General features: G+C 63.1%; 19 protein-coding genes. 6 read left to right on the forward strand and 13 right to left on the reverse strand.

Annotation, left to right across the window (positions count from 1 at the left end; all coding sequences use genetic code 11):
• Positions 1–16: 16 nt before the first annotated feature.
• From L6637_RS18620 to L6637_RS18630, 3 genes are read right to left on the reverse strand one after another with little or no spacing between them, the layout of a single operon-like run.
• Positions 17–1,288 (reverse strand): flavin monoamine oxidase family protein, encoded by a 1,272-nt coding sequence (locus L6637_RS18620; RefSeq protein ID WP_237863227.1) that lies wholly within the window; start codon positions 1,286–1,288, stop codon positions 17–19.
• Positions 1,289–1,292: 4 nt separating this feature from the next.
• Positions 1,293–2,009, reverse strand: coding sequence for a RibD family protein (locus tag L6637_RS18625; RefSeq protein ID WP_237863228.1), 717 nt, complete (start codon positions 2,007–2,009; stop codon positions 1,293–1,295).
• A 22-nt stretch (positions 2,010–2,031) separates the two neighbouring features.
• Positions 2,032–2,691, reverse strand: coding sequence for an FABP family protein (locus L6637_RS18630; protein ID WP_237863229.1), 660 nt, complete (start codon positions 2,689–2,691; stop codon positions 2,032–2,034).
• A 239-nt stretch (positions 2,692–2,930) separates the two neighbouring features.
• Between L6637_RS18630 and L6637_RS18635 the strand changes: the two genes are divergently transcribed.
• Both L6637_RS18635 and L6637_RS18640 read left to right on the forward strand, forming a co-directional pair.
• The gene (locus tag L6637_RS18635; protein ID WP_417281630.1) at positions 2,931–4,955 is read left to right on the forward strand and encodes a hybrid sensor histidine kinase/response regulator; all 2,025 of its coding nucleotides are present in this window, start codon (positions 2,931–2,933) and stop codon (positions 4,953–4,955) included.
• A gap of 290 nt (positions 4,956–5,245) precedes the next feature.
• Positions 5,246–6,481 carry a pepsin-like aspartic protease gene (locus L6637_RS18640; protein WP_237863231.1) on the forward strand — a complete coding sequence of 412 codons (1,236 nt, stop codon included), beginning with the start codon at positions 5,246–5,248 and terminating at the stop codon, positions 6,479–6,481.
• 69 nt (positions 6,482–6,550) lie between these two features.
• Here the strand turns inward: L6637_RS18640 and L6637_RS18645 are convergent, their stop codons facing one another.
• The 4 genes from L6637_RS18645 to L6637_RS18660 all read right to left on the reverse strand — a co-directional run bounded on the left by L6637_RS18645 (position 6,551) and on the right by L6637_RS18660 (position 9,626).
• Positions 6,551–6,799, reverse strand: a complete 249-nt coding sequence (locus L6637_RS18645) for a hypothetical protein (RefSeq protein ID WP_237863232.1) — start codon at positions 6,797–6,799, stop codon at positions 6,551–6,553.
• Positions 6,800–6,918: 119 nt separating this feature from the next.
• Positions 6,919–7,758 (reverse strand): bifunctional allantoicase/(S)-ureidoglycine aminohydrolase, encoded by an 840-nt coding sequence (locus L6637_RS18650; RefSeq protein ID WP_237863233.1) that lies wholly within the window; start codon positions 7,756–7,758, stop codon positions 6,919–6,921.
• Positions 7,759–7,760: 2 nt separating this feature from the next.
• The gene (locus tag L6637_RS18655; protein ID WP_237863234.1) at positions 7,761–8,267 is read right to left on the reverse strand and encodes an ureidoglycolate lyase; all 507 of its coding nucleotides are present in this window, start codon (positions 8,265–8,267) and stop codon (positions 7,761–7,763) included.
• Between the two features lie 24 nt (positions 8,268–8,291).
• Positions 8,292–9,626, reverse strand: coding sequence for a C4-dicarboxylate transporter DctA (locus L6637_RS18660; RefSeq protein WP_237863235.1), 1,335 nt, complete (start codon positions 9,624–9,626; stop codon positions 8,292–8,294).
• Positions 9,627–9,831: 205 nt separating this feature from the next.
• On the opposite strand from L6637_RS18660, the gene L6637_RS18665 reads away from it, so the two are divergent.
• From L6637_RS18665 to tcmP, 3 genes are all read left to right on the forward strand, one after another.
• Positions 9,832–10,728 (forward strand): LysR substrate-binding domain-containing protein, encoded by an 897-nt coding sequence (locus tag L6637_RS18665; protein ID WP_237863236.1) that lies wholly within the window; start codon positions 9,832–9,834, stop codon positions 10,726–10,728.
• Positions 10,729–11,052: 324 nt separating this feature from the next.
• Positions 11,053–11,895, forward strand: a complete 843-nt coding sequence (locus L6637_RS18670) for a hypothetical protein (protein WP_237871676.1) — start codon at positions 11,053–11,055, stop codon at positions 11,893–11,895.
• Positions 11,896–11,950: 55 nt separating this feature from the next.
• Entirely contained in the window at positions 11,951–12,910 is a 960-nt protein-coding gene (tcmP, locus tag L6637_RS18675) for a three-Cys-motif partner protein TcmP (protein ID WP_338076545.1), read from the forward strand.
• Here tcmP and L6637_RS18680 read toward each other — a convergent pair.
• Positions 12,866–13,609, reverse strand: a complete 744-nt coding sequence (locus L6637_RS18680) for a DUF5131 family protein (RefSeq protein WP_237863238.1) — start codon at positions 13,607–13,609, stop codon at positions 12,866–12,868. The genes tcmP and L6637_RS18680 overlap by 45 nt on opposite strands.
• 146 nt (positions 13,610–13,755) lie before the next feature.
• Between L6637_RS18680 and L6637_RS18685 the strand changes: the two genes are divergently transcribed.
• Positions 13,756–14,073 (forward strand): hypothetical protein, encoded by a 318-nt coding sequence (locus L6637_RS18685; RefSeq protein WP_237863239.1) that lies wholly within the window; start codon positions 13,756–13,758, stop codon positions 14,071–14,073.
• Positions 14,074–14,122: 49 nt separating this feature from the next.
• On the opposite strand, the gene L6637_RS18690 is transcribed toward L6637_RS18685, so the two are convergent.
• The 5 genes from L6637_RS18690 to L6637_RS18710 form a co-directional block, all read right to left on the reverse strand.
• Complete coding sequence (locus tag L6637_RS18690) at positions 14,123–15,310, reverse strand: ABC transporter permease (protein ID WP_237863240.1); 1,188 nt, start codon at positions 15,308–15,310, stop codon at positions 14,123–14,125.
• A 4-nt stretch (positions 15,311–15,314) separates the two neighbouring features.
• Positions 15,315–16,475 carry an ABC transporter permease gene (locus tag L6637_RS18695; protein ID WP_237863241.1) on the reverse strand — a complete coding sequence of 387 codons (1,161 nt, stop codon included), beginning with the start codon at positions 16,473–16,475 and terminating at the stop codon, positions 15,315–15,317.
• Positions 16,472–17,182 (reverse strand): ABC transporter ATP-binding protein, encoded by a 711-nt coding sequence (locus L6637_RS18700; RefSeq protein ID WP_377802979.1) that lies wholly within the window; start codon positions 17,180–17,182, stop codon positions 16,472–16,474. The genes L6637_RS18695 and L6637_RS18700 overlap by 4 nt, the downstream gene beginning before the upstream one ends.
• Positions 17,183–17,201: 19 nt before the next feature.
• Positions 17,202–18,032 carry an efflux RND transporter periplasmic adaptor subunit gene (locus L6637_RS18705; RefSeq protein ID WP_237863242.1) on the reverse strand — a complete coding sequence of 277 codons (831 nt, stop codon included), beginning with the start codon at positions 18,030–18,032 and terminating at the stop codon, positions 17,202–17,204.
• A 290-nt stretch (positions 18,033–18,322) separates the two neighbouring features.
• Positions 18,323–19,471 (reverse strand): AraC family transcriptional regulator, encoded by a 1,149-nt coding sequence (locus L6637_RS18710; protein ID WP_237863243.1) that lies wholly within the window; start codon positions 19,469–19,471, stop codon positions 18,323–18,325.
• Positions 19,472–19,640 lie beyond the last annotated feature (169 nt).

Raw genomic sequence — 19,640 nt, forward strand, 5'->3', positions numbered from 1 at the left:
ATGCGGGCCTTCTTTCTCAACGCTGCAAAATGATCCCTGCCGTTTCCAGGCCGCTCGCAAGCGCAGCCTCGACCGTTCCCATGTCGCGACCGCGATAGAGCGCCTCACCGGAAAACAAGATCGAACCATCGGCGCACGCGAGAATCTCTTGCGCCGCCCGCGTCCGCGGCGTCGCCCAGGAATAGGCGCCACGGGCAAAGGGATCATTCGCCCAGTTGGCAGCGGCCGCCGCCACGAGGTCCCGCGCAATCTCCTCGCGCGGGAGGCCGAATATGGCGGCGAGCGAAGCGATGCCGGCATCGATCAGCCCTTGCTGATCGAGATGCGCCAGCCCCGCCGTTCGCGGACCACCGAACCATCCCGTCAGCACGGGATGCTGATCCGGATGACGCGTCCACCATACGGGAATGGTCTCGTCCGACAGCAGGAAAAGCATGTCGGCAAGCTCTCCGCGCCGCTCGCGCCACCATGGCCGCTTGAACCGCAGCAGGATCTTGATGACGCCGCCAAAGCCGATGTCGTCTGCAGCTCCCGCCGTCTCGCGCGCGGCCGCGGGCAGCGCGATCTCGCGCAATAGCGGCAGCGGCACAGTGAGGATTACCCGATCGCAGACTTGCAGCTCACCGCCGGCACAACGGACGATGACCTTGTCCCCGTTCTCCTCGATGGCGGTGACCACCGCACCGAGACGAACGACAACGCCGGACTTGCGGCACTCCGCGACAAGAAAATCGATCAGGCCGCCATAGCCGCCGTCGAGGCGCGCCTGCGTCGCATGTCCGTCATTCATCCATTCGTCGCGCAGCGCCAGCGTCGAGGCGCGCGCGGGGTCGGCCGCATCATAGCCCTCGACCATGCGTTCGACCGCGTGCCGCAACGGCGCGTGCTGCGGTTCGGCAAAATGCAGGCGCAGGAAATCGGCGACGGTGAGATCGTCGGTCAGATCCTTCACGGCCGCATGAAGCTGTGGGTCGTAGGGTTCGCGCGGGTTCTCTCGCGAGAATGTCGTGCCGTCGAAGCTCCATTGCGCGCCGCCGATTCCGCGCACCGTCAGCGCCGCCTCGCGCGCCAGGCTGCGCGTCACCGGCGCCTCGCCATGGACGAACTCCGCGCCGCCATCGGCTGCATAGCCGAATTCCGCGGCCGGCAGCGGATGGATACGTCCGCCGCAGCGCTCGCGCGCTTCCAGGATCGTGACCCGTCTTCCCGCGCGCGCGAGCTCGCGGGCCGCCATCAGGCCGGCCGCGCCCGCGCCGACGATGACGATGTGCTCCGAACTGTCTGGCATGCTGCTATTGGCGCGCGGGATCGTTCTGGATCAGATAGCGCAGCAGCAGGACACCGCCGCCGAGATCCCGCGAGCTCTCCAGCGTCATCGCAGTGATCGGCGCGCGCTTGTCGTGATCCTCCTCGGCAGAATCGAACACGAAAGGCGCGCCCCTGGCACCATCGATCGCGGGGCTGAGGATCAAATTGAATTCGTCGATCAGGCCGGCGCGCAGGAATGCGCCATTGGCAACACCGCCGCCTTCGACCAGCAGGCGCTTGACGCCCAGCTCGCGATTGAGGATCTCGACCGTCAAGGCGAGGTCGATCTCGGACTTGCCCGCAAAAATGTAGGACACGCCCTCACCGCGCAGTCCGGCCAGATGCGAATCCGGCACGCTCTCGGTCAGCACCACGACGATGGGATCGCCGCCGATATCGGAGCGGCCCCAGCCGATCTTGCCGTGCGCATCGAGCACGACGCCGTAGGTCTTGATATTGGAGGTCTTGGCATCGCCCCGCGCGAACCAGTTTTCGCGCGGAAATCTTTCGCTCGTCTCGGGATAGGCTTTGCCCTTGGCGAACTCGGAGCCGGTGACGCGGCCGATCACCCAGGCATCGCCGCCAAGCTGGTCATGGATCTTCTCGAACCAATCGGTGCCGGCGCCCTTCGGACGCCAGCGGCTGGGATGGGTGCGGCCGTCGAGGCTCGAATGCATCAGGCAGATGACGTAAGGCTTCATGCAAGATCTCCGCGCCAGCTTCTCAGGCCGGCTTGTTGCCCCTCTCGCGATCGTTCACGATCACCGCGAGCGGATTGAGTTTGGGCGGCGCGACCAGCCGAAGCGTATTGCTGTCGTGATGATTGAACGGGGCGCCGCGGACGAACAACTCGGTCTGGATCTGATAGCTCCAGCTGCCATCATCGTTGAAGGTGATGTCGCAACGATAAGAGTCGGTGCGGAAGGCCTGTTCCAGGAAGTCGGTCGAGCAGATCCCGTAAGTCGTGTCGCCGCGTTTCGCCGTGACGGAGATTTTCTTGTCGTCCGGCTTGGCCTTCCCCGAGGCGAGCAGCACCTGCCCGCGCGGAATCGCCAGCGTCTGCATGATCAGCCCGGTCGCCGCCTCCCACAGCCAATAGCCGACCTGGTCATGGAAGGTGATGTCTTCCTCGGGCGTGTTGATGTGAATGTGATAGCGCAGGCCATAGAATAATTGAGGCCCATTGGCCTGCGGGTCGATCGGATCCATCCTGATGTGCTCGATGAAGGTGCGCCGCTCCGGCCCTTCCGCCTTCGGATTGATGTCGATGCCCTTGTCGGCCTGCCAGGTGCCGGCGAGCCGGCGCAGCGGCCCGAGATTGGCAAGACTGTCCGGAGAAACGTCCTCGGGCTCGGTGAAGATGTCGGCAGGAATGGGGAGCATGGAGACCTCGCGTCGTTGCGCGCAGCAGCAATAGCACACGGGCAGCGCGAAACACCTGTCATGGAACCGGAAGGCTGCCCCGCGCGTTGTGGGGCCTTGAGTACGAGCCCTCGAAATCGGGCTCGAATGGGCAAGGACGCCCATGTCTCGCGTCGCAAGGGGGGCCGGTGCTGTCGGAGAAGGCTACTCGGCAGTCGACTGATCTGGGCTTCCTCGCCGATGGTGGCGAGCTGGGTGCGATGATGCGCGCCCTCGACTGGTCGGGCTCGCCACTCGGCCCTCCCAACCAATGGTCCCGGGCGCTTAAAACGACGGTCAGTATGTTGCTGGCCGCACAGGCCCAGATCGTGCTGTTCTGGGGCCCCGATTACGTCGCGCTCTACAACGACGCCTATGCGCCTGGCATCGGTGCCAATCACCCCCGTGCGCTCGGCCGGCCCGCGATCGAGAATTGGGGCGAGCTGTGGGACGATCTCGAGCCGCTGCTGTCGGGCGTGCGCCAAACGAGAAAGACCTTCGCGGCCAAGGATCGTGCCTTCTATGTCGAGCGCCATGGCTATGGCGAGACGAGCTATTGGGACGTCTCCTACTCGGCGGTGCCTGACGATGACGGTTCGGTTGGCGGCGTGCTCTGCATCGTCTCGGAGACGACCGAGCGCGTTCTCGGCGAGACGCAGTTGCGGGCGAGCGAAGCGCGTTACAGGGAGTTGAACGCGACGCTCGAACAGCGCGTGGCTGAGCGCACTGCCGAACGTCATCTGCTCGCCACCATCGTGGAAACCACCGACGGTCAGATCCAGGCACTCGATCTCGATTATCGCTGGCTCGCCATCAACGCATCCTGCGCCGACGCCTATCAGCGCATCTATGGCAAGCGGCCGAAGATCGGCGATTCCCTGCACGAATTCCTGGCCGACCGGCCCGAGCATCTCGCGGCGGCGACGGCCATCTGGAGCCGCGCGCTGGCGGGCGAAGCCTTCACCAGCATTGAGGAGTTCGGCGATATCAGTTTCGACCGCCGCGTCTACGAAATGAAATTCGAGTCGCTGCGCGCGCCTGACGGCACGCGGATCGGTGCGTTCCTGACCGGGATCGACGTGACGGATCGCCTGGAGGAGCAGGCGCGGCTGGCGCAAGCCGAGGAAGCCCTACGTCAGGCCCAGAAGATGGAAGCGATGGGCCAGCTCACCGGCGGCGTCGCACATGATTTCAACAATCTGCTGACGCCGATTGTCGGCCTGCTCGACATGTTCCAGCGCAAGGGCATCGGCGGCGAGCGCGAGCATCGCCTCATCGCCGGCGCTGCACAGGCGGCCGAGCGTGCCAAGACGCTGGTGCAGCGCCTGCTTGCTTTCGCCCGCAGGCAGCCGCTTCAGGCCGTTCCGGTCGATATCGGCCGGCTCGTTGCCGATATGGGCGAGCTGATCTCAAGCACGACCGGACCGCAGATCCAGGTGACTGTCGACACGCCCGAAGGACTGCCGGAGGCCATGGCCGATCCCAACCAGATCGAGATGGCGATCCTGAACCTCAGCGTGAACGCGCGCGACGCGATGCCCGAGGGCGGCAGGCTGAGCATCTCGGCCAAGGCCCGGACGGTCGAGCGCGCGCACGGCGCAGACCTCGTGCCCGGCACCTATGTCTGCATCTCGGTTGCGGATACCGGCATCGGCATGGACGAGGAGACTCTGGCTCACGCCGTCGAGCCGTTCTTCTCGACCAAGGGTATCGGACAAGGCACCGGTCTCGGCCTCTCGATGGTCCATGGCCTCGCCTCACAGCTCGGCGGGGCGCTGACGATCAGGAGCACCGTAGGGGCAGGCACGACAGTTGAGTTGTGGCTGCCGGTTAGCCACGCTGCCGCTGGCGCGACCGATGCTGAGCCGCAGACAAACCTGCGACCACTGCCAGCCGGCACCGCACTGCTGGTGGATGATGAGCCGCTGGTGCGCATGAGCACCGCCGAGATGCTGCGCGAGCTCGGCTATCGTGTCGTCGAAGCAAGCTCCGCGGAGGACGCGCTCCAGCGCGTCAAGGACGGCCTGCGACCGAACCTGCTGATCACCGATCACCTGATGCCCGGCATGAGCGGAACGGATCTCGGCCTGGCGCTGCGCAACCAGTACCCCGAGCTCCAGATCCTCGTCGTATCAGGCTACGCCAATAACGAAGGCATCACGCCGGATTTGTCGCGGCTGACAAAGCCGTTCCGGAGCGATGAGCTGGCGGCGAGCCTGGCCAACCTGACGAAGGCGGTTCGGTAGGACCGCACGGCAATCTCCCGACCGTACCCCTCGCTGCAATCTGAACAATATGCCAGGCCTCTCATCGCGTTGACGTTGCGCGCCCCAAATTCCCGCCCTATGCTGGATCCTGCCTCGGGGCTCAGTCCCGACGGCATTTGGACGATCGATTTTGATCTCGCAATTCATACGAAACGCCTGACGCTCCTCAGGCCCCCGACTGCGGAGCGCACCGCCAGCAACCACTGAGAATTTCGCCCCAACTCGATTGGGCGCGGCAACGCCGCAACATGTCGCCAGAGAGGTCCGTGATGGCCAAAGCCACGACGACTGCCTACCTGCCAAAGGCCCTGGTCGCTCCGCAATTGACGCACCCCATCTTCAGCGCCGCAGCGGCCCTCGGCGGAAAAATCTCGGCAACCACAGTGCGGATGCCGATCACCAATGTTCTCAACGACGGCGATTACAGCGGCAAGATCTATGTCGGCGCCAAGAAGGTCGAGATCGACGTGCTTCTCGATACCGGCAGCAGCACGCTCGCGGTGGACGGCCATTTCTACGACCCCACCAAGGACAGCGCAGCCAAGCTGACCAAGATCGGGCAGGAAGTTTCCTACCAGGATCGCAGCCGCTGGGTTGGTGGCATCGTGCAGACCGACATCACCGTCAACTCCGCTCACCCTCTCGTCCTGCCGAAGGTCCATACGGCCGTCGCGTATCATGCGACCGAGGAGATGTTCGGAAAGTCACACGGCGGCATCCTCGGCCTCGCCTATACCAGGCTCAACGACGCCTACACGATGCCGGGCAAGACCATTCCGCCCCACTACACCTACAACGAGATTCAGAAAGGCCACCGCACCTATATCGAACCGTACTTCTCGCAACTCGAGGCCGCGGGCCTAGTCGCCAACAAGTTCGCCTTCTACACGCTGCGCTCGATGGTCAACAAGACGACGGCGAAACCCGAGAGCGATCCGATCAACAACGGATTTCTCATCCTCGGAGGCGGCGAAGAGCAAACGGATCTCTACGAGGGCGCCTTCCAGCTCGCGCGCGTGGTTCACGATACATTTTACAATGTCAATCTGAAGTCGGTCACGGTCGGCAAGACCGCGCCTGTCCAGGTGACTCCACCGACCAAGGCAAGCCACGATCCGTCCAACGCCATCGTGGATAGCGGCACCAATGGAATCTATCTCGACAGACCCGTTTTCAAGGAGGTCCTCGCCCGCTACAGGTCGCTCGGCCTCGATGATGAAATTCACGCCGGATATCTGCCGATGAGCAAGCTCAAGCTGGCCGACTGGCCGGTGCTGACTTTCGTCCTGGAAGGCGCGCTCGGCAGCGACGTCACCCTGGAGGTCGCGCCGCAAACCTATTGGCAGACCAATGCCCCGAAAGCCGGCCACGCCTCGCTGGTCTTCTACACCGGCGACGGCCCGTCGATTCTCGGGCTGCCCTTGATGAACAACTACTTCACCGTGTTCGACCGCTCGGTCAACAAAGGCCTCGGAGTTGTCAGCTTTGCTAGGATCAAGCCATGAGCTGACGCCGGCCCGGTGTGAGGCAGGCTCTCAGGCCGCCTCGCGTGCCTCAGGCCAGCCTCGCGTGAATTAAGCCGCTTCGCGTGCCGATGCCGCGCGCTGCTCGAGCATGCCGATCGTCGCGACCAGATTGTCGCGTCTCACGCGAAGGTTCGCCGCGAGCGGCGGATAGGTCGGCTGTTGCGCGTCGAACACTCCGGCCTTGGCCTCTTCCTCGAGAATGTCGGTGTTAAGCAGCCGGACGCGCCACCACAAATCGGCGATCAACGCATCGAGCTTGAGTTCTCCTGCTGCACCAGAACGGGACACTTCCTGCATCACTTGCCTCAACCTGAAACGGCCTCGCTGCTGAGGCCTGGCTTTGATGCGGACTGAGCAAGCCGGATGCCAGAAACAGGCGGCATGAGCGCAGACGTGAGCCAGCGGCCCACGCGACATCAGATCAGCGGCGCGCCCTGCCGCAGGTTCATGTGCCGGTTGACGTCCTTATACAGGAGATAGCGGAACCGGCCGGGGCCGCCGGCGTAGCAGGCCTGCGGGCAGAATGCGCGCAGCCACATGTAATCGCCAGCCTCCACTTCCACCCAGTCGCGATTGAGACGGTAAACCGCCTTGCCTTCGAGGACGTACAGCCCGTGCTCCATCACGTGCGTCTCGGTGAACGGGATCGTTGCCCCCGGCTCGAACGTCACGATGTTGATGTGCATGTCATAGCGCATGTCCGAGGGATCGATGAAGCGCGTGGTGGCCCACCGCCCGTCGGTATCCGGCATCGGCACCCGTGTCATCGAGTCTTCGTTGGTCACGATCGGTTCGGGGTCGGCCAAACCAGGCACGCGCTGGTACAGCTTGCGAATCCAGTGCAGCTGGGCGGAGCCCGTTCCACGATTGCGCAGGCTCCAGGTGTAACCGGGCGGCACATAGGCGAATCCGCCGGCCTTCAGCTCTCTGTCCTTGCCCGCCAACTTGAGCGTGATTTGCCCGCCCGCGACGAACAGCGCACCCTCGGCGTCCTTCTCGGGCTCGGGAATTTCGCTGCCTCCATTCGGCCCGATATCCATCAAGTAGTGAGAGAACGTCTCGGCGAAGCCGGAGAGCGGTCGCGCCAGCACCCAGACACGCGTGTTGTCCCAATGCGGCAGATGGCTGACGACGATGTCGCGTTGCACGCTGTTCGGAATGACGGCGTAGGCGTTCGTGAAGACGGCGCGGCCGCTCAGGAGATCCGTCTGCGGCGGCAGGCCGCCCTGCGGGACGTGATAGGTTCGCGATGACATCGTCAGGCCTCGTGGTGGTCAGGCATGAGATCGAGCTGCATGGTCTCGTCCGGCCAATATTCTTCGAGATTGTTGCCGTCGCCCTTGCGGTCGACGACGAGGAACGGGCTTGCGTCCTTGAGCACCAGCAGCGGATGGTGCCAGCAGTTGCGCGCATAATTCACGCCCTGATGGCCCCTCGCCGCGAATGCCCGATAGCTCGCCGCGTTGCGCGGGTCCGTGCAAACGACGACCAGCCAGTCCGCACCATTGAGCGGCATGAACAACTGGCTTCCCAGCGGATGGCGCTCCATCAGGCGGATCGCAATCGGCGCAGGACGCAACGAGGCGACAAACCAGCTGATATTGGTCTGTCCACCCTCCGCGCTGACATCGATCTTGGCGAGGTCGTTGAAACGCTTCGCAAAGCCCTGGTTGATCGAGAGGGGGATCGCCCCGTCCGTTTCGATGACCTCGCCGAACGGCGCGAAGGCCTGCTTCGTCAGGGGCTCAATCGAAATCGCTGCCATTGCCAACCTCAACCGCTCCTGCGCTCAAAGCGTTTGCAGGCCCGCGACGGGAGCGGCCGTACCATCTGGCTCGACCTGCAACACCTCACCTGAAGGAACGATCTCGCCGTTCAGGATGCGATGCGCCTTGGCGCGATCGAGGTCGCCTTCCCACGAGGCGACAACGACTGTCGCAACGCAGTTTCCGACATAGTTGCCGAGCGCGCGAGCGATACCGATGAACCAGTCGACCGACAGGATCAGCACCAGGCCAATCGCCGGGATGGCCGGAATGGCCGACAGCGTCGCGGCGAGGACAACGATCGCCGAGCCGGGGACGCCATGAGCGCCCTTGGAGGTGAGCAACGCGACGCCGAGGATCGCCAGAAGGTCGCCCATGGCGAGCGGCGTGTTGGTCGCCTGCGCAATGAAGACCGCCGCCAGGGTCAGATAGATCGAGAAGGCATCGAGGTTGAACGAGTAGCCGGTCGGGATGACGAGGCCGACGGTCGATCGCTTGATTCCGAGCAGCTCGAGCTTGCGCATGGTCTGCGGCAGCACGCTGTCGCCGGCGGCGGTGCCAAGCACGATCATCAGCTCCTCGCGCAAGTACGCCAGCAGCTTGAACAGGCTGAAGCCGGACAGACGCATGATCGATCCGAGCACGATCACCACGAACAGCACCACCGCCAGGTAGAACAGCCCAACGAGGCCGCCGAGCTGCTTGAGCGAACCGATGCCATACTTCCCGACGGTGAAGGCAATCGCACCGAACACGCCGATCGGAGCGAGCCGGACCACGAAGTTCATCATCTTGAAGATGATCTCGTTGACGCGTTCGATGAAATCGACGACCGGCCTTGCACGCTCGCCGCACAATGACACTGCGCAGCCGAACATGATCGAGACGATCAGGACTTGCAGGACATCGCCGGAGCTGAACGCGCCGACGATCGTTCCGGGGATCAGCTTCATCAGGAATTCGGAGACGCCGCCGCCGGCGACCTGGGCCGCGGTCTGGCTGAAGCCGCTGAGCGCCTTGGCATCGAGCGTCGAGGGATCGATGTTCATTCCGGCGCCCGGCTGAAAGTAATAGGCCAGCGAAATGCCGAACACCAAGGCAATCGTGGTGACGATTTCGAAATAGAGCAGCGAGCGGATGCCGACCCTGCCGACCTTCGAAAGGTCTCCGGCCGCCGAAATGCCCTGCACCACGACGCAGAACACGATGACGGGCACCAGCATCTTGATCAGCTTGATGAAGCCGTCACCGAGCGGCTTCATCTGCAAGGCCGTGTCGGGATAGGCCATGCCGAGCGCGATGCCGAGCGCGAGTGCAATGACGACCTGGAAGAAGAGTGATTTGAAAATCCTGGGCATGGCTTTCCTCGCTCAAAGGGCTGGTGTCGGTCTGGCTTGGTCGGCGGCTGAAGCCTTTCGCCATTGTTGTCGTTGGCGGCGCGACGCCGCTGCGTGCAGGGCCACCCGCCGCTTGCAGGGCGGACGACGGCTGCATCGGTCATTCGTTGACCAGGTGCGACATCAAGTCCAATATATAGAACGACACGATTGATAGGGTTTCGCTATGGATCTTCGCCAGGTCAGGTACTTCATCGCGGTGGCCGAAGAGCGCAGCTTCACCCTCGCCGCCCGGCGGCTGAACCTGTCGCAGCCGCCACTGAGCCAGCATGTCCAGGCCCTCGAGGCAGAGCTCGGCACGCCGCTGCTCTACCGGACCAGCCGCAAGGTGGAGCTGACGCAGGCCGGCGAAGCGATGCTGCTGCGCGGCCGCGCCATCCTGCAGCAGGTCAAGTCAGCGGAAGACGAGGTGCGCTCGATCGGCGCCGGTATGGTCGGAACGCTGGATCTCGGCGCGACCGGCTCCATCCTGCGCGGTCGTCTCGCGGAGCTGTTGGCGGCCTACCGGCAGGTCGCGCCGTTGGTGAAGATGACCGTGTACGAGCAGGCACCGGCGCGACAGATCGCGGCCCTGCTCAACCGCACCACCAACATCTCGCTCATCCGCGGCGTTCCCACCGAGCGCGACCTCACCAGCAAGCTGGCATGGCGGGAAGAGGTCGTTCTCGCCGTCCCCCGCACGCACCCCTTGGCAAAACGCAAGCGCGTCGCGCTTGGCGAACTGGCGTCGGAGGATCACGTCGTCCTCGACCCCGACAGCTCCGATTTCGCGCGCCATGTGCAGACCTGCTGTGTCGATGCCGGCTTCCTGCCAAAAGTATCCCAGCAGGTCGTCGACGCGCAGTCGATCCCGAGTCTGATCGCGGCCGGCTTCGGCGTCGCGCTGGTGCCGCAGTCGATCGCGCGTTTCACGACAGCAGACATCGCGTTTCGTCCGATCAGGCCGTCACCGCCGGCTGCCGACGTGTTCCTGGTGTTCAGACAGGACGAGACGTCGATGGTGGTGCACAATTTCATCAAGCTGGCGCTGCGGTATCTGGGGCAGCGGAAGAAGCCGGGGTAAGGCGTAAGGCATGGCGCTTGGAAGGGACCGCGCGCCGGCTGGGGTCACGCGCTTGGCACGCTTTCGCAGGCCTTGAAGCGGATCAGCCGTCAGATTTACGGAGTTCGTGCGGAGCTCTCAAAGAGTGATGCCCAAGGCAGAGCCCAAAAGATTCATTTAAGGCATTGATAATATGCATATTATCGTGGACGCTGCGGCGCCCTACCAACAACGATACCAACAATCACGAACGCTGGCGGAATTTTCGGCGGGGATAACGTAGCGGGAGCACGCGCGGCGCCGCGAGGCTCAGTCTATTGTCGCGACACAACCGAGGCACGCGGTATGCGCGAAATTAAACTAGCGACTGCACAGTTCGGTGCCGCGATTGCGAGCTTCATGGTCGGATTTGTGAAGCTCTCCGTGAGCAACGGCGTTGAGCGCGCCGACTGTGCCGGGTCGGGAACGCTCGTAAGCGTTGGCGGCGTTCGCGGTATCCTGACCGCCGCACACGTCCTTGAAAATTTGCCGGACAGAGGCCAAGTGGGGATCGTCGATTTTCTGGGCGAAACAATCCACTACCGTAAGCGGCTCATCGACATGGCCGGTGCCAAGAAGATCAAGATCGGCGGCGAAAACGAAGCGGCGGATGGACGAGATCTTGGCTTCCTCAGACTTCCGCAAGAAGCCTTGGGTTGGTTCGGCGGCCTTAATTCTTTCTATGATCTCAAAACGCACCGCGACGACCTCAGTGAAGTTCATCCCCCGGCACCACATCACGTTCATGCTGTCGTGGGATTGATTAATGAGCGCACGAAGGACTTGCCGGCCGATAGGCCGGGCGAACGCCGAGCCGGGTTCGAAGCGGTCTTTTCAGACGGGGCTATCGTTAAGACAGAACGTAAGAACGAATTCGACCTGATTGAGTTTGCGCCCAAAGTATATCCTGACACCAACCTGCCTAGCAGTTTTGAGGGAACGAGTGGCGGAGCACTCTGGCGGATATTCTTCGATATAGATCAAGATCAGGCAAAGGTTATCGCCAGCCGGTTGTGGGGCATTCCGTTCCAGCAATCACTTCCATCCCAGGCCGGAGTTCGAACGCTGACCTGCCACGCCATTACTGGCGTATATGGCACGCTGATGGATTTGATAACAAACGAGTGGCCTGAAGAGAGTGCCCGCTGATCCGCGCTGCGACGCGAGCGCTAGGTCGCAACAGAAATCTAACCAGCGGTTCGGCATGCGTGCGATTTTGAAACTTGAAGCCGACTTCATATTGAGGATCATAGTGGGGGGCTGCATGCCAATAGACCATGAATTCGGCGGTCAGCATACAGAACTAAAACTGTCCATCGTTGAGGGCTATCTCAAAGCTTTCACAACCGCATTGCGGCCCCATTTTCAACATCTATGGTACGTGGACGCGTTCGCGGGCACCGGAAGCAGAACCGTGCGGACAGAGCGCAGAGGCGCAGACTTGGTCGAGATGCCCGTTGAGGAAGCGATTGAACGCCGCCGTGGTTCAGCGCAGATTGCGTTGGACGTGCAGCCGACTTTCGACTTTCTCGTCTTTATTGAGAAAAACACCAACTACATTTCGGCGTTAAATGATCTAGTCGCCAAGAACCTTCAACGGAGAATCGTTATTGCCGAGGAAGACGCGAACGCCGCGCTGAAACGCCTCATCTCGAACAACAGTTGGAGAGATAAGCGGGCCGTCGTGTTCCTTGATCCTTATGGGATGGAAGTCGAATGGTCCACCCTACAAGCACTTGCATCAACGCAAGCTATTGATGTCTGGTTTCTGTTTCCTCTGGCTGGTCTTTTTAGACAAGCGACAAGAAAGCTCACTGACATCGATGATCATAAGCGCGCCGCTCTGACTAGGATGTTCGGCTCAAATTCATGGGAGGCAGAACTGTATCCTGACGGCGATCCCGACATGTTTGGGATGCTGCCGGAGCGACGACGGGACCTCGATCCAAAGGGACTAGAGCGCTATGTCCAGGCTCGATTGAGCGAACTTTTCGGCGCCGTGCTGAACCCATTGGCGTTGCCGATCGATCGATCGCCGCAGATGTTCTCGCTGTTCCTATGTATATCGAATAGGACGCCGGAGGCGATTGGCCTTGCAAAGAGGATCGGCAATCATCTGTTAGACCCCAAGAGGCATCTCATCGTACGTTCGTCCGCGCAGTAGTCGACCGGTTGCCTTCTTGTTCTTGCCGCCCCACTGCTTGAAGAAAAACGCTGTGCCGTAGCGCCGGCACATGGCTTCGACCTCATCCACCCACTGCGCATCCATCGGGCGAGAGCGCGGGCCGCTCTCGCCTCCGACGATCGCCCAATGAATTTCTGACAGATCGGCGCCGGCGACCGAATTCAGTAGTGGCTCGAATGAGATAAAGCGCACGACCGAGCGCACGCGACGCAGGTCATCGATGCGACCTAGATAATCGGCATTCTCTACGCTGGTACCGAGCCAGACGTTCGGGAGGACCGAAAGCGCCGCGGTGACGTCGGCCATGCGATCGGGACGTTTGGTCAGGATTTGGTAAGTATGCTGCGGCGTCGCCGCCATCGTCGACCAGACTTCAGCGACGAACTCGGGCGGAACATCGTCGTGGAAGAGATCGGACATCGAGTTAACGAAGATCTGGCGAGCCTTACGCCACGTCTTCGGAAGCTCAAGGGTCTTGCGATCGAGAAAAAGCTTGCCAGTCCAGATAGTCCTCTTCCCGCTCCTGCGGGTCAGCCCACGATACTTCTCAACATCCATGGCTTCAAGGCGAGCGGCCATTCGCATGGCATAGCAATTTGTGCAGCCGGGCGAGAGAACGTTACACCCAGCGACTGGATTCCACGTGGCATCAGTCCACTCGATCGAAGTATCGGCCATTGCGCCTCTCCGCGAAACCGGAAACCTCGCAAAATACCGTTAAATAGTCCTTTCCGTGGCGACGCGCCCCTGGCGCTGGCGCGATTGTAAAGGCCCGTCGACCGCACCTTGGCACGCTCGCCTATGATTGGACCAAATCATCTGGATTGGAAGCGCTTTCAACCCGACAACGACGCCATCAAGGCGATCCTGAAGGGGAGCGCGGTGTTGCTGGTTGCCTCGAGCGTTCTAGACTAGGCGGGCTCTGCTCGGTTCTCGGCGGCTACGTTTCGGCGCGCATTGCCAGGCATGACGAGGTGCTGAACGGTGCACTTGCGTCCATTCTTTGCGTTGGTCTTGGGATCTACGCCGCGGCCCGCGGCACCGGCCACCTTTGGCTCGACATCCTCTATCTGCCGCTGGGCCCCGCCCTCGCCGCACTCGGCGGCTACCTGCGATCGCGGCAAGCGGCGACGGCCGGTTGATGAGGACTTGGTGGCTCAAGGGAGGATGGCGCGCGGCGCACTTAGACCATCACCCGTAGAGCCCGGCGACAATCGGCATGCGGGCAGCGCGCAGGGCGGGAAACAATCCGCCGAACAAGCCGACTGCGAGCGCGAGCAGCAGGCCCTGGCCGATCAGGCGCGGGCTGAGCTGGAAGTTGAAGACCACCTGGCTGAAGCTTGCGCCCATGGTCGAGGCGGTGAAGCCGTCAAACACCAGATAGGTGGCTGCGGCGCCGATCACGCCGCCGATCGCAGCCAGGATCAGCGACTCCACCAGCGTGCCGACGAACGCCGAAAAGCCGCCGAACCCGATGGCGCGCAAGGTCGCGATCTCGGTCGCCCGTGCCGCGACCGAGGAGTACATCGTGTTGAGCGCGCCGGCGAGCGAGCCGAACGCCATCGCGATCGCCAGCGGCCAGCCGAGCTTCTGGATCAGGTCCGAAGTATTCGACGCCTGCTGGGCGAAATAGGCGGCCTCGGACATCACGTCGAGCTTGAGACGTGGATCGTTGTCGCTGTACGCGCGCAGTGTCTCGATCGCCGCCGGACTGGTGAGCCGCGCCCGCACGGTCTGGACGGCGCCGGTGCGCTTGAACAGGCTCTGCAGCACCGGCAGATCGGCCCATATCTCCGATTCGAACACGCTGCCGTCGGCGGCGAAGATCCCGACCACCGTCCACCGCGTGTTGTTGAACGCCACAGTCCGGCCGAGCTCGAAGCCCTCGAATTCCTTGCCCAGCGCCCTGCCGACGATGATCTCGTTGCTGCCCGGATTGAACATCCGGCCCGCGATCATGACGACGCCACGACGCAAGCCGGGGCCTTGCGGGCCGAGGCCGCGCAGCGGCAGGCTCGCCTTGGTCCCGGTGCTGCGCTTGATTCCATTGACGGTCAGATAGAGCTCGCCCGACGTCTGCGGCTTGCCGTCGGATCCCTTGGCAATGCCGGGACCGTCCTCGATCAGCCGGACCTGGTCGCGCAGGACGACGCTGTTGATCTCCGAAACCGCGCCGCTGCGCAACACGACGGCGATATCTTCCGCTCCGGAATCGGCGATGGTGCGCCTGAAGCCGTTGGCCATGGAGAGGAATGCCAGGAGGACCGTGACGACGAGGCCGACCGCGATCACCGTCGCCAGCGACAGCCACAGGCGCTGCGGCAGGCTCTTGAGATTGATGACGGTGACCGCCAGGATCTGCAGCATGATCGAGCGCATCGCGTCAGCTCCGTCCGAGCGCCGTGACGATATTGAGGCGCATCGCGTTGAGCGCCGGCACCAGGCCCGTGATGATGCCGAACACGACCATCAGCCCCACCGCCGCCGCTGCGATATCGGGGTAGAGCGACAGCGTCGGAACAAAGCTCATCAAGCTGTCCCGCACCCGCGTGATCAGGAGCAGCGCGACGCCGAGGCCGGGCAGGCCGCCGAGCAGCGCCAGCAGGATCGATTCGCCGAGCACCATGCGCAGGATTCGGCCGCCGGAAAAGCCCAGCGTCTTCAGCACGCCGATTTCGCGCGTGCGCTCGCGCACCGTCATCACCATGGTGTTGCCCACGATCATCAGGATGGTCAGGAAGGCCGCCCCGACCACCAGCTCCACGATCAGCGCGACGTTGCCGAGCTGGGCGGCGAACGCCTTGTTGAAGGCCTTCTCGCTGTCGGTCGTCGTCTCGTAGGGAGAATTGGCAAACATCCCGTCGATGGCGTCGATCACGCGCTCGTTCGCGGCCACGGACGTGGTGCGCAGCGCCAGCCAGTTGATCAGGTCCTTGCCGAACGAGCGGGTCTCGTTGAAATAGTCGTAGCCCATCAGCATCACGTTGGTGTCGGCCTGCGGAATGCGGGCGGTGAAGCTGCCGACGATGATGAAGTCCCAGGCGTGCGAGCCGCTCCTTTGTGACCAGATGCTGCTCGAGATCGGAATATGATCACCGACCTTCCAGCCCCACTTCTCCATCATGCGCGCCCCGACCAGAACGCCGGTTCGCTCGCGGATGAACGCGGCGCGAACCTCGGGTGCAAACACGTAGTCGCTGTCGCGAAGCTTCATCCAGTTCTCCGGATCGACCGCAAAGGCAGCGATGAAGTTCCTCGGCTCCTGGTAATAGCCTCCGAACCAGCTGAAATGGGTGATCTGGGCGACGCCGTCGATGGCGGCGACGCGATTGTAGTAGGAGATCGGCAAGGGTTGGGTGAAGTTGATCTTGTTGAGCACCACCAGGCGGTCGGGCGTGGCGCGATCCTGCCCGGCGTTGAAGGCGCGCTCGAAGCTCGCCAGCACGCCGAAGATCGCAAACGCGATCAGGATCGAGACCATCATCAGGATGGCCCGCAATTTCCGGCGGAACAGATTCTTGCGGATCAGGACCAGATCGTTCACGCCACAAGCTCCTTTTCGATGAAGTGGCCCTTGTCGAGATGCAGCGATCGCTTGGCGTATTGCGCCGCCGCCGGATCGTGGGTCACCATCACGATGGTCTTGCCGAGATCGCGGTTGAGCACTTGCAGGATCGACAGCACCTCGTCGGCGGTGGTGCGATCGAGATCTCCGGTCGGCTCGTCGCACAACAGCAGCGCCGGATCTGAGACGATGGCGCGCGCGATGGCGACGCGCTGCTGCTGTCCGCCCGACATTTCCTTGGGATAATGCTTGACCCGATCGGCGAGCCCGACCACGCCGAGCGCCGTCTCGACCCGCTGGCGCCGCTCCTTGCGGCCGAGCCGCGTCAGCAGCAGCGGCAATTCGACATTCTGCGCAGCGGTCAGCATCGGCATCAGATTGTAGAACTGGAAGATGAAGCCGATATGGGATGCGCGCCAGCGCGAAAGCTCGCTCTCGGACAGGCGATCAAGGCGCTCACCGGCAACCTCGATCTCACCGGCGTCGGACCGGTCGATGCCACCAAGCAGGTTGAGCAGGGTGGTCTTGCCAGATCCCGACGGCCCCATCACGGCGACGAAATCGCCGCGTGGAATGGCAAGGTTGAGACCATCGAAGATGGTGATCGTCTCCTTCCCCTTGGTGAAACGCTTGCACAGATCGACGATGTCGATCATCGGGTCGATCGGATCGGTCGGCGATAACATGGGTGTTGCTCCCGCGTGCTTAAGGGGAATCCGACCGCGCCGCGGCGGGCGCGCCGTCGTCCAGGAATGTCACCTTGATCGCCATGTCAGGCAGAATGCGCGGATCTTTCAGGTCCATGCCGACACGGACCTTGACGGTCGCCTTCTCGCGATTGGCGGTTGGCACGATGGCGATGACGGCGCCAGGGATGCGCCAGTCCGGATAGGCATCGAGCACGGCTTCGACGCGAGTGCCGGCATGCAAGCGGCCGATCGAGGCTTCGTTGACGTCGACCTCGATCTCGATCGAGTCCATGTCGACAATGGTGCAGATGCCGGTGCGGGTGAAGCCGCCGCCGGCCGACAGCGGCGAGATCATCTCGCCCGGTTGCGCGCTGCGGTCGACCACGACGCCGGCGAACGGCGCGCGGATCCGGTGCTTGCCGAGCACCTCGCCGTAGCGCTGCGCCTCGAGCCGCGCTGCCGCCAGTTGCGCTTCCGCCTGGTGGAGCTGAGCCCGCAGCACGCCGGCTCTCGCCTGCGCCTTGGTCAGATCGGCCTCGGTGGCATAGTTCTTCCCGGACAGCGTCTGGGTTCGATTGAGGATTCGCTCGGCGTCGGCGAGGTCAGCCGCAATGGCGGCCACGGCCGCTTCGGAAGCCTCGGCGCGCGCCTGTGCCAGTGCGTAATCCTTGTCGGCCAGGACATCGTCGAGCCTGGCGAGAACCTGGCCGGCCTGCACCACCATGCCCTCGTCGACCAGGAGCTCGACCACCTTGCCGGTGACCTCGGCCGCGATCGTGGCCTTGCGGCGCGCCACGACGTAGCCGGACGCAATCAGGCTGCCCGTGCTACCAGGCGGAACCGCCACACTCTTCTGAACCGCATTATCGGACTGGACAACCTGGGGAGACGGCCTCTCGACGGCGGGTGCCTGCGCCGGCTGTATCGGGCTGCCGAGCCAAAGCACCGCGCCGCTTCCCACGACGATCAGGGCGATCAATATCCCGGTGGCCGGAAGCAGCCATCGTCGCGGCCGCGACGAAGGCCCGGCCGGGGGAGACCGTTCGATCGTGAGCGAGCGGAGCGATCGCGTCCTGTCATCCATCTCCACAGCTTGCCTGCTCCGGCGAGCTCGCTCTCGCCCGTTACAGAATTCGGCTAGCCGATTTTCAACGGGATTGGCCGATTCTGAAGTTTTTCGTCGTTTTCCAATGCGATGGCTGCCGACCGGGCAAGTGCGTCACGACGGAATTCGGTCGGCGTCAGGCCGATCTCGGCCTTGAACGCACGATTGAACGGACCGATCGACTGGAAACCGGCGTCCATGGCAATCGTCAGCACCGCGACGTCGCGTTGACTCGGATCGGACAGCGCCGCCTTGGCCTCATCGATGCGATAGCGGTTGAGAAAGGCGTTGAAGTTGCGATAGCCGAGACCCTCGTTGATGGCCTGGCGGAGCCGGTATTCCGGCAAGTCGAGCTTGGCCGCGAGGGCGCCGATGGTGAGGCCTTCCTGCCGATAGACCCGTTCGACCGTCATCAAGATGTCGAGCCGGCGCAACAGCAGCGACGCCGTCGCATCGCGACCGCCGTCGGCCGCCCTGATCGGCGCCGCGCGTTCCGCAGTTTCGGACGCAGGTGCCGCGGCCATCGCGACGACAGCGGGAATGGCCGGCGGCGGATGGAACAGGGCCCATCCGGCCAGTGCCGCGATCGCCAGCAGACCGGCTGACGTAGCCAAGCTGCCTGATATGCCGACGCTGTCGGCCGAGATCGACGTCAGGTCCGGGACGGACAGCATGACCACAATGAGCAGCGCCAGGATCAGGACCGCGAGCCGCAGCCGGCGCCGACCGGCAACGAGGTCGGTCTTCCACGTTCTGATCGTCTGCACGGCTGCGGAGAGTGCCAGGATGATCGCCAGGATCGACATCGATCGAACGCCCGCCTTGGCGAATATCGGCCATGTCGTCCATTTGAAGATCACCGAGAACCAGACGCCGACAACGGCCAGCCACAGGGCGCCATGCCAGCGCCGAACCACGAAATCGTCGTCGAAACTCGCACGCGCCCATAACCATACGAGCACCGGATTGGCGCCCAAAACCGGCATGATCCACCAGACCGTGGCCTTGGGCACGAACGGTGCCGTCACGATCGCGTAGAGCGCGCCCGAGGCGGCCATGGCGACGCTGAGCCATTTGATCGTATCCAGCGGGCGAACACGCCCCAGGGTCACGACCACCATCATCAGGAAGAGACCGGCAACTGCGCCGCGCAGGCCGAGGTCAAGTGCGGTGGCTTCCATGCTGTCCGCGATTCCCACCGGCGAAGCCCAAGATGTTGCACAGACGTTGCGCGAGCCGACGGATTGTTGTCATCGAAGCGCCGCTCGGCAACTCAAGTGCAGACGCTACAACCTGGAGAATAATCGGACGGGCGTCCTGGAGCAAACCAGCGATGCGAGGGAGCCCATC

Source organism: Bradyrhizobium zhengyangense (assembly GCF_022012435.1).
GTDB lineage: Bacteria > Pseudomonadota > Alphaproteobacteria > Rhizobiales > Xanthobacteraceae > Bradyrhizobium > Bradyrhizobium zhengyangense.

What these genes read in the sequence shown, in the direction of transcription:
- L6637_RS18630 (WP_237863229.1), bottom strand. Translation starts at nt 2,691, where the DNA reads ATGCTCCCCATTCCTGCCGACATCTTCACCGAGCCCGAGGACGTTTCT.
- L6637_RS18635 (WP_417281630.1), top strand. Translation starts at nt 2,931, where the DNA reads ATGATGCGCGCCCTCGACTGGTCGGGCTCGCCACTCGGCCCTCCCAAC.
- L6637_RS18660 (WP_237863235.1), bottom strand. Translation starts at nt 9,626, where the DNA reads ATGCCCAGGATTTTCAAATCACTCTTCTTCCAGGTCGTCATTGCACTC.
- L6637_RS18625 (WP_237863228.1), bottom strand. Translation starts at nt 2,009, where the DNA reads ATGAAGCCTTACGTCATCTGCCTGATGCATTCGAGCCTCGACGGCCGC.
- L6637_RS18650 (WP_237863233.1), bottom strand. Translation starts at nt 7,758, where the DNA reads ATGTCATCGCGAACCTATCACGTCCCGCAGGGCGGCCTGCCGCCGCAG.
- L6637_RS18655 (WP_237863234.1), bottom strand. Translation starts at nt 8,267, where the DNA reads ATGGCAGCGATTTCGATTGAGCCCCTGACGAAGCAGGCCTTCGCGCCG.
- L6637_RS18700 (WP_377802979.1), bottom strand. Translation starts at nt 17,182, where the DNA reads ATGTTATCGCCGACCGATCCGATCGACCCGATGATCGACATCGTCGAT.
- L6637_RS18620 (WP_237863227.1), bottom strand. Translation starts at nt 1,288, where the DNA reads ATGCCAGACAGTTCGGAGCACATCGTCATCGTCGGCGCGGGCGCGGCC.
- L6637_RS18665 (WP_237863236.1), top strand. Translation starts at nt 9,832, where the DNA reads ATGGATCTTCGCCAGGTCAGGTACTTCATCGCGGTGGCCGAAGAGCGC.
- L6637_RS18690 (WP_237863240.1), bottom strand. Translation starts at nt 15,310, where the DNA reads ATGCGCTCGATCATGCTGCAGATCCTGGCGGTCACCGTCATCAATCTC.
- L6637_RS18680 (WP_237863238.1), bottom strand. Translation starts at nt 13,609, where the DNA reads ATGGCCGATACTTCGATCGAGTGGACTGATGCCACGTGGAATCCAGTC.
- L6637_RS18645 (WP_237863232.1), bottom strand. Translation starts at nt 6,799, where the DNA reads ATGCAGGAAGTGTCCCGTTCTGGTGCAGCAGGAGAACTCAAGCTCGAT.
- tcmP (WP_338076545.1), top strand. Translation starts at nt 11,951, where the DNA reads ATGCGTGCGATTTTGAAACTTGAAGCCGACTTCATATTGAGGATCATA.
- L6637_RS18670 (WP_237871676.1), top strand. Translation starts at nt 11,053, where the DNA reads ATGCGCGAAATTAAACTAGCGACTGCACAGTTCGGTGCCGCGATTGCG.
- L6637_RS18640 (WP_237863231.1), top strand. Translation starts at nt 5,246, where the DNA reads ATGGCCAAAGCCACGACGACTGCCTACCTGCCAAAGGCCCTGGTCGCT.
- L6637_RS18710 (WP_237863243.1), bottom strand. Translation starts at nt 19,471, where the DNA reads ATGGAAGCCACCGCACTTGACCTCGGCCTGCGCGGCGCAGTTGCCGGT.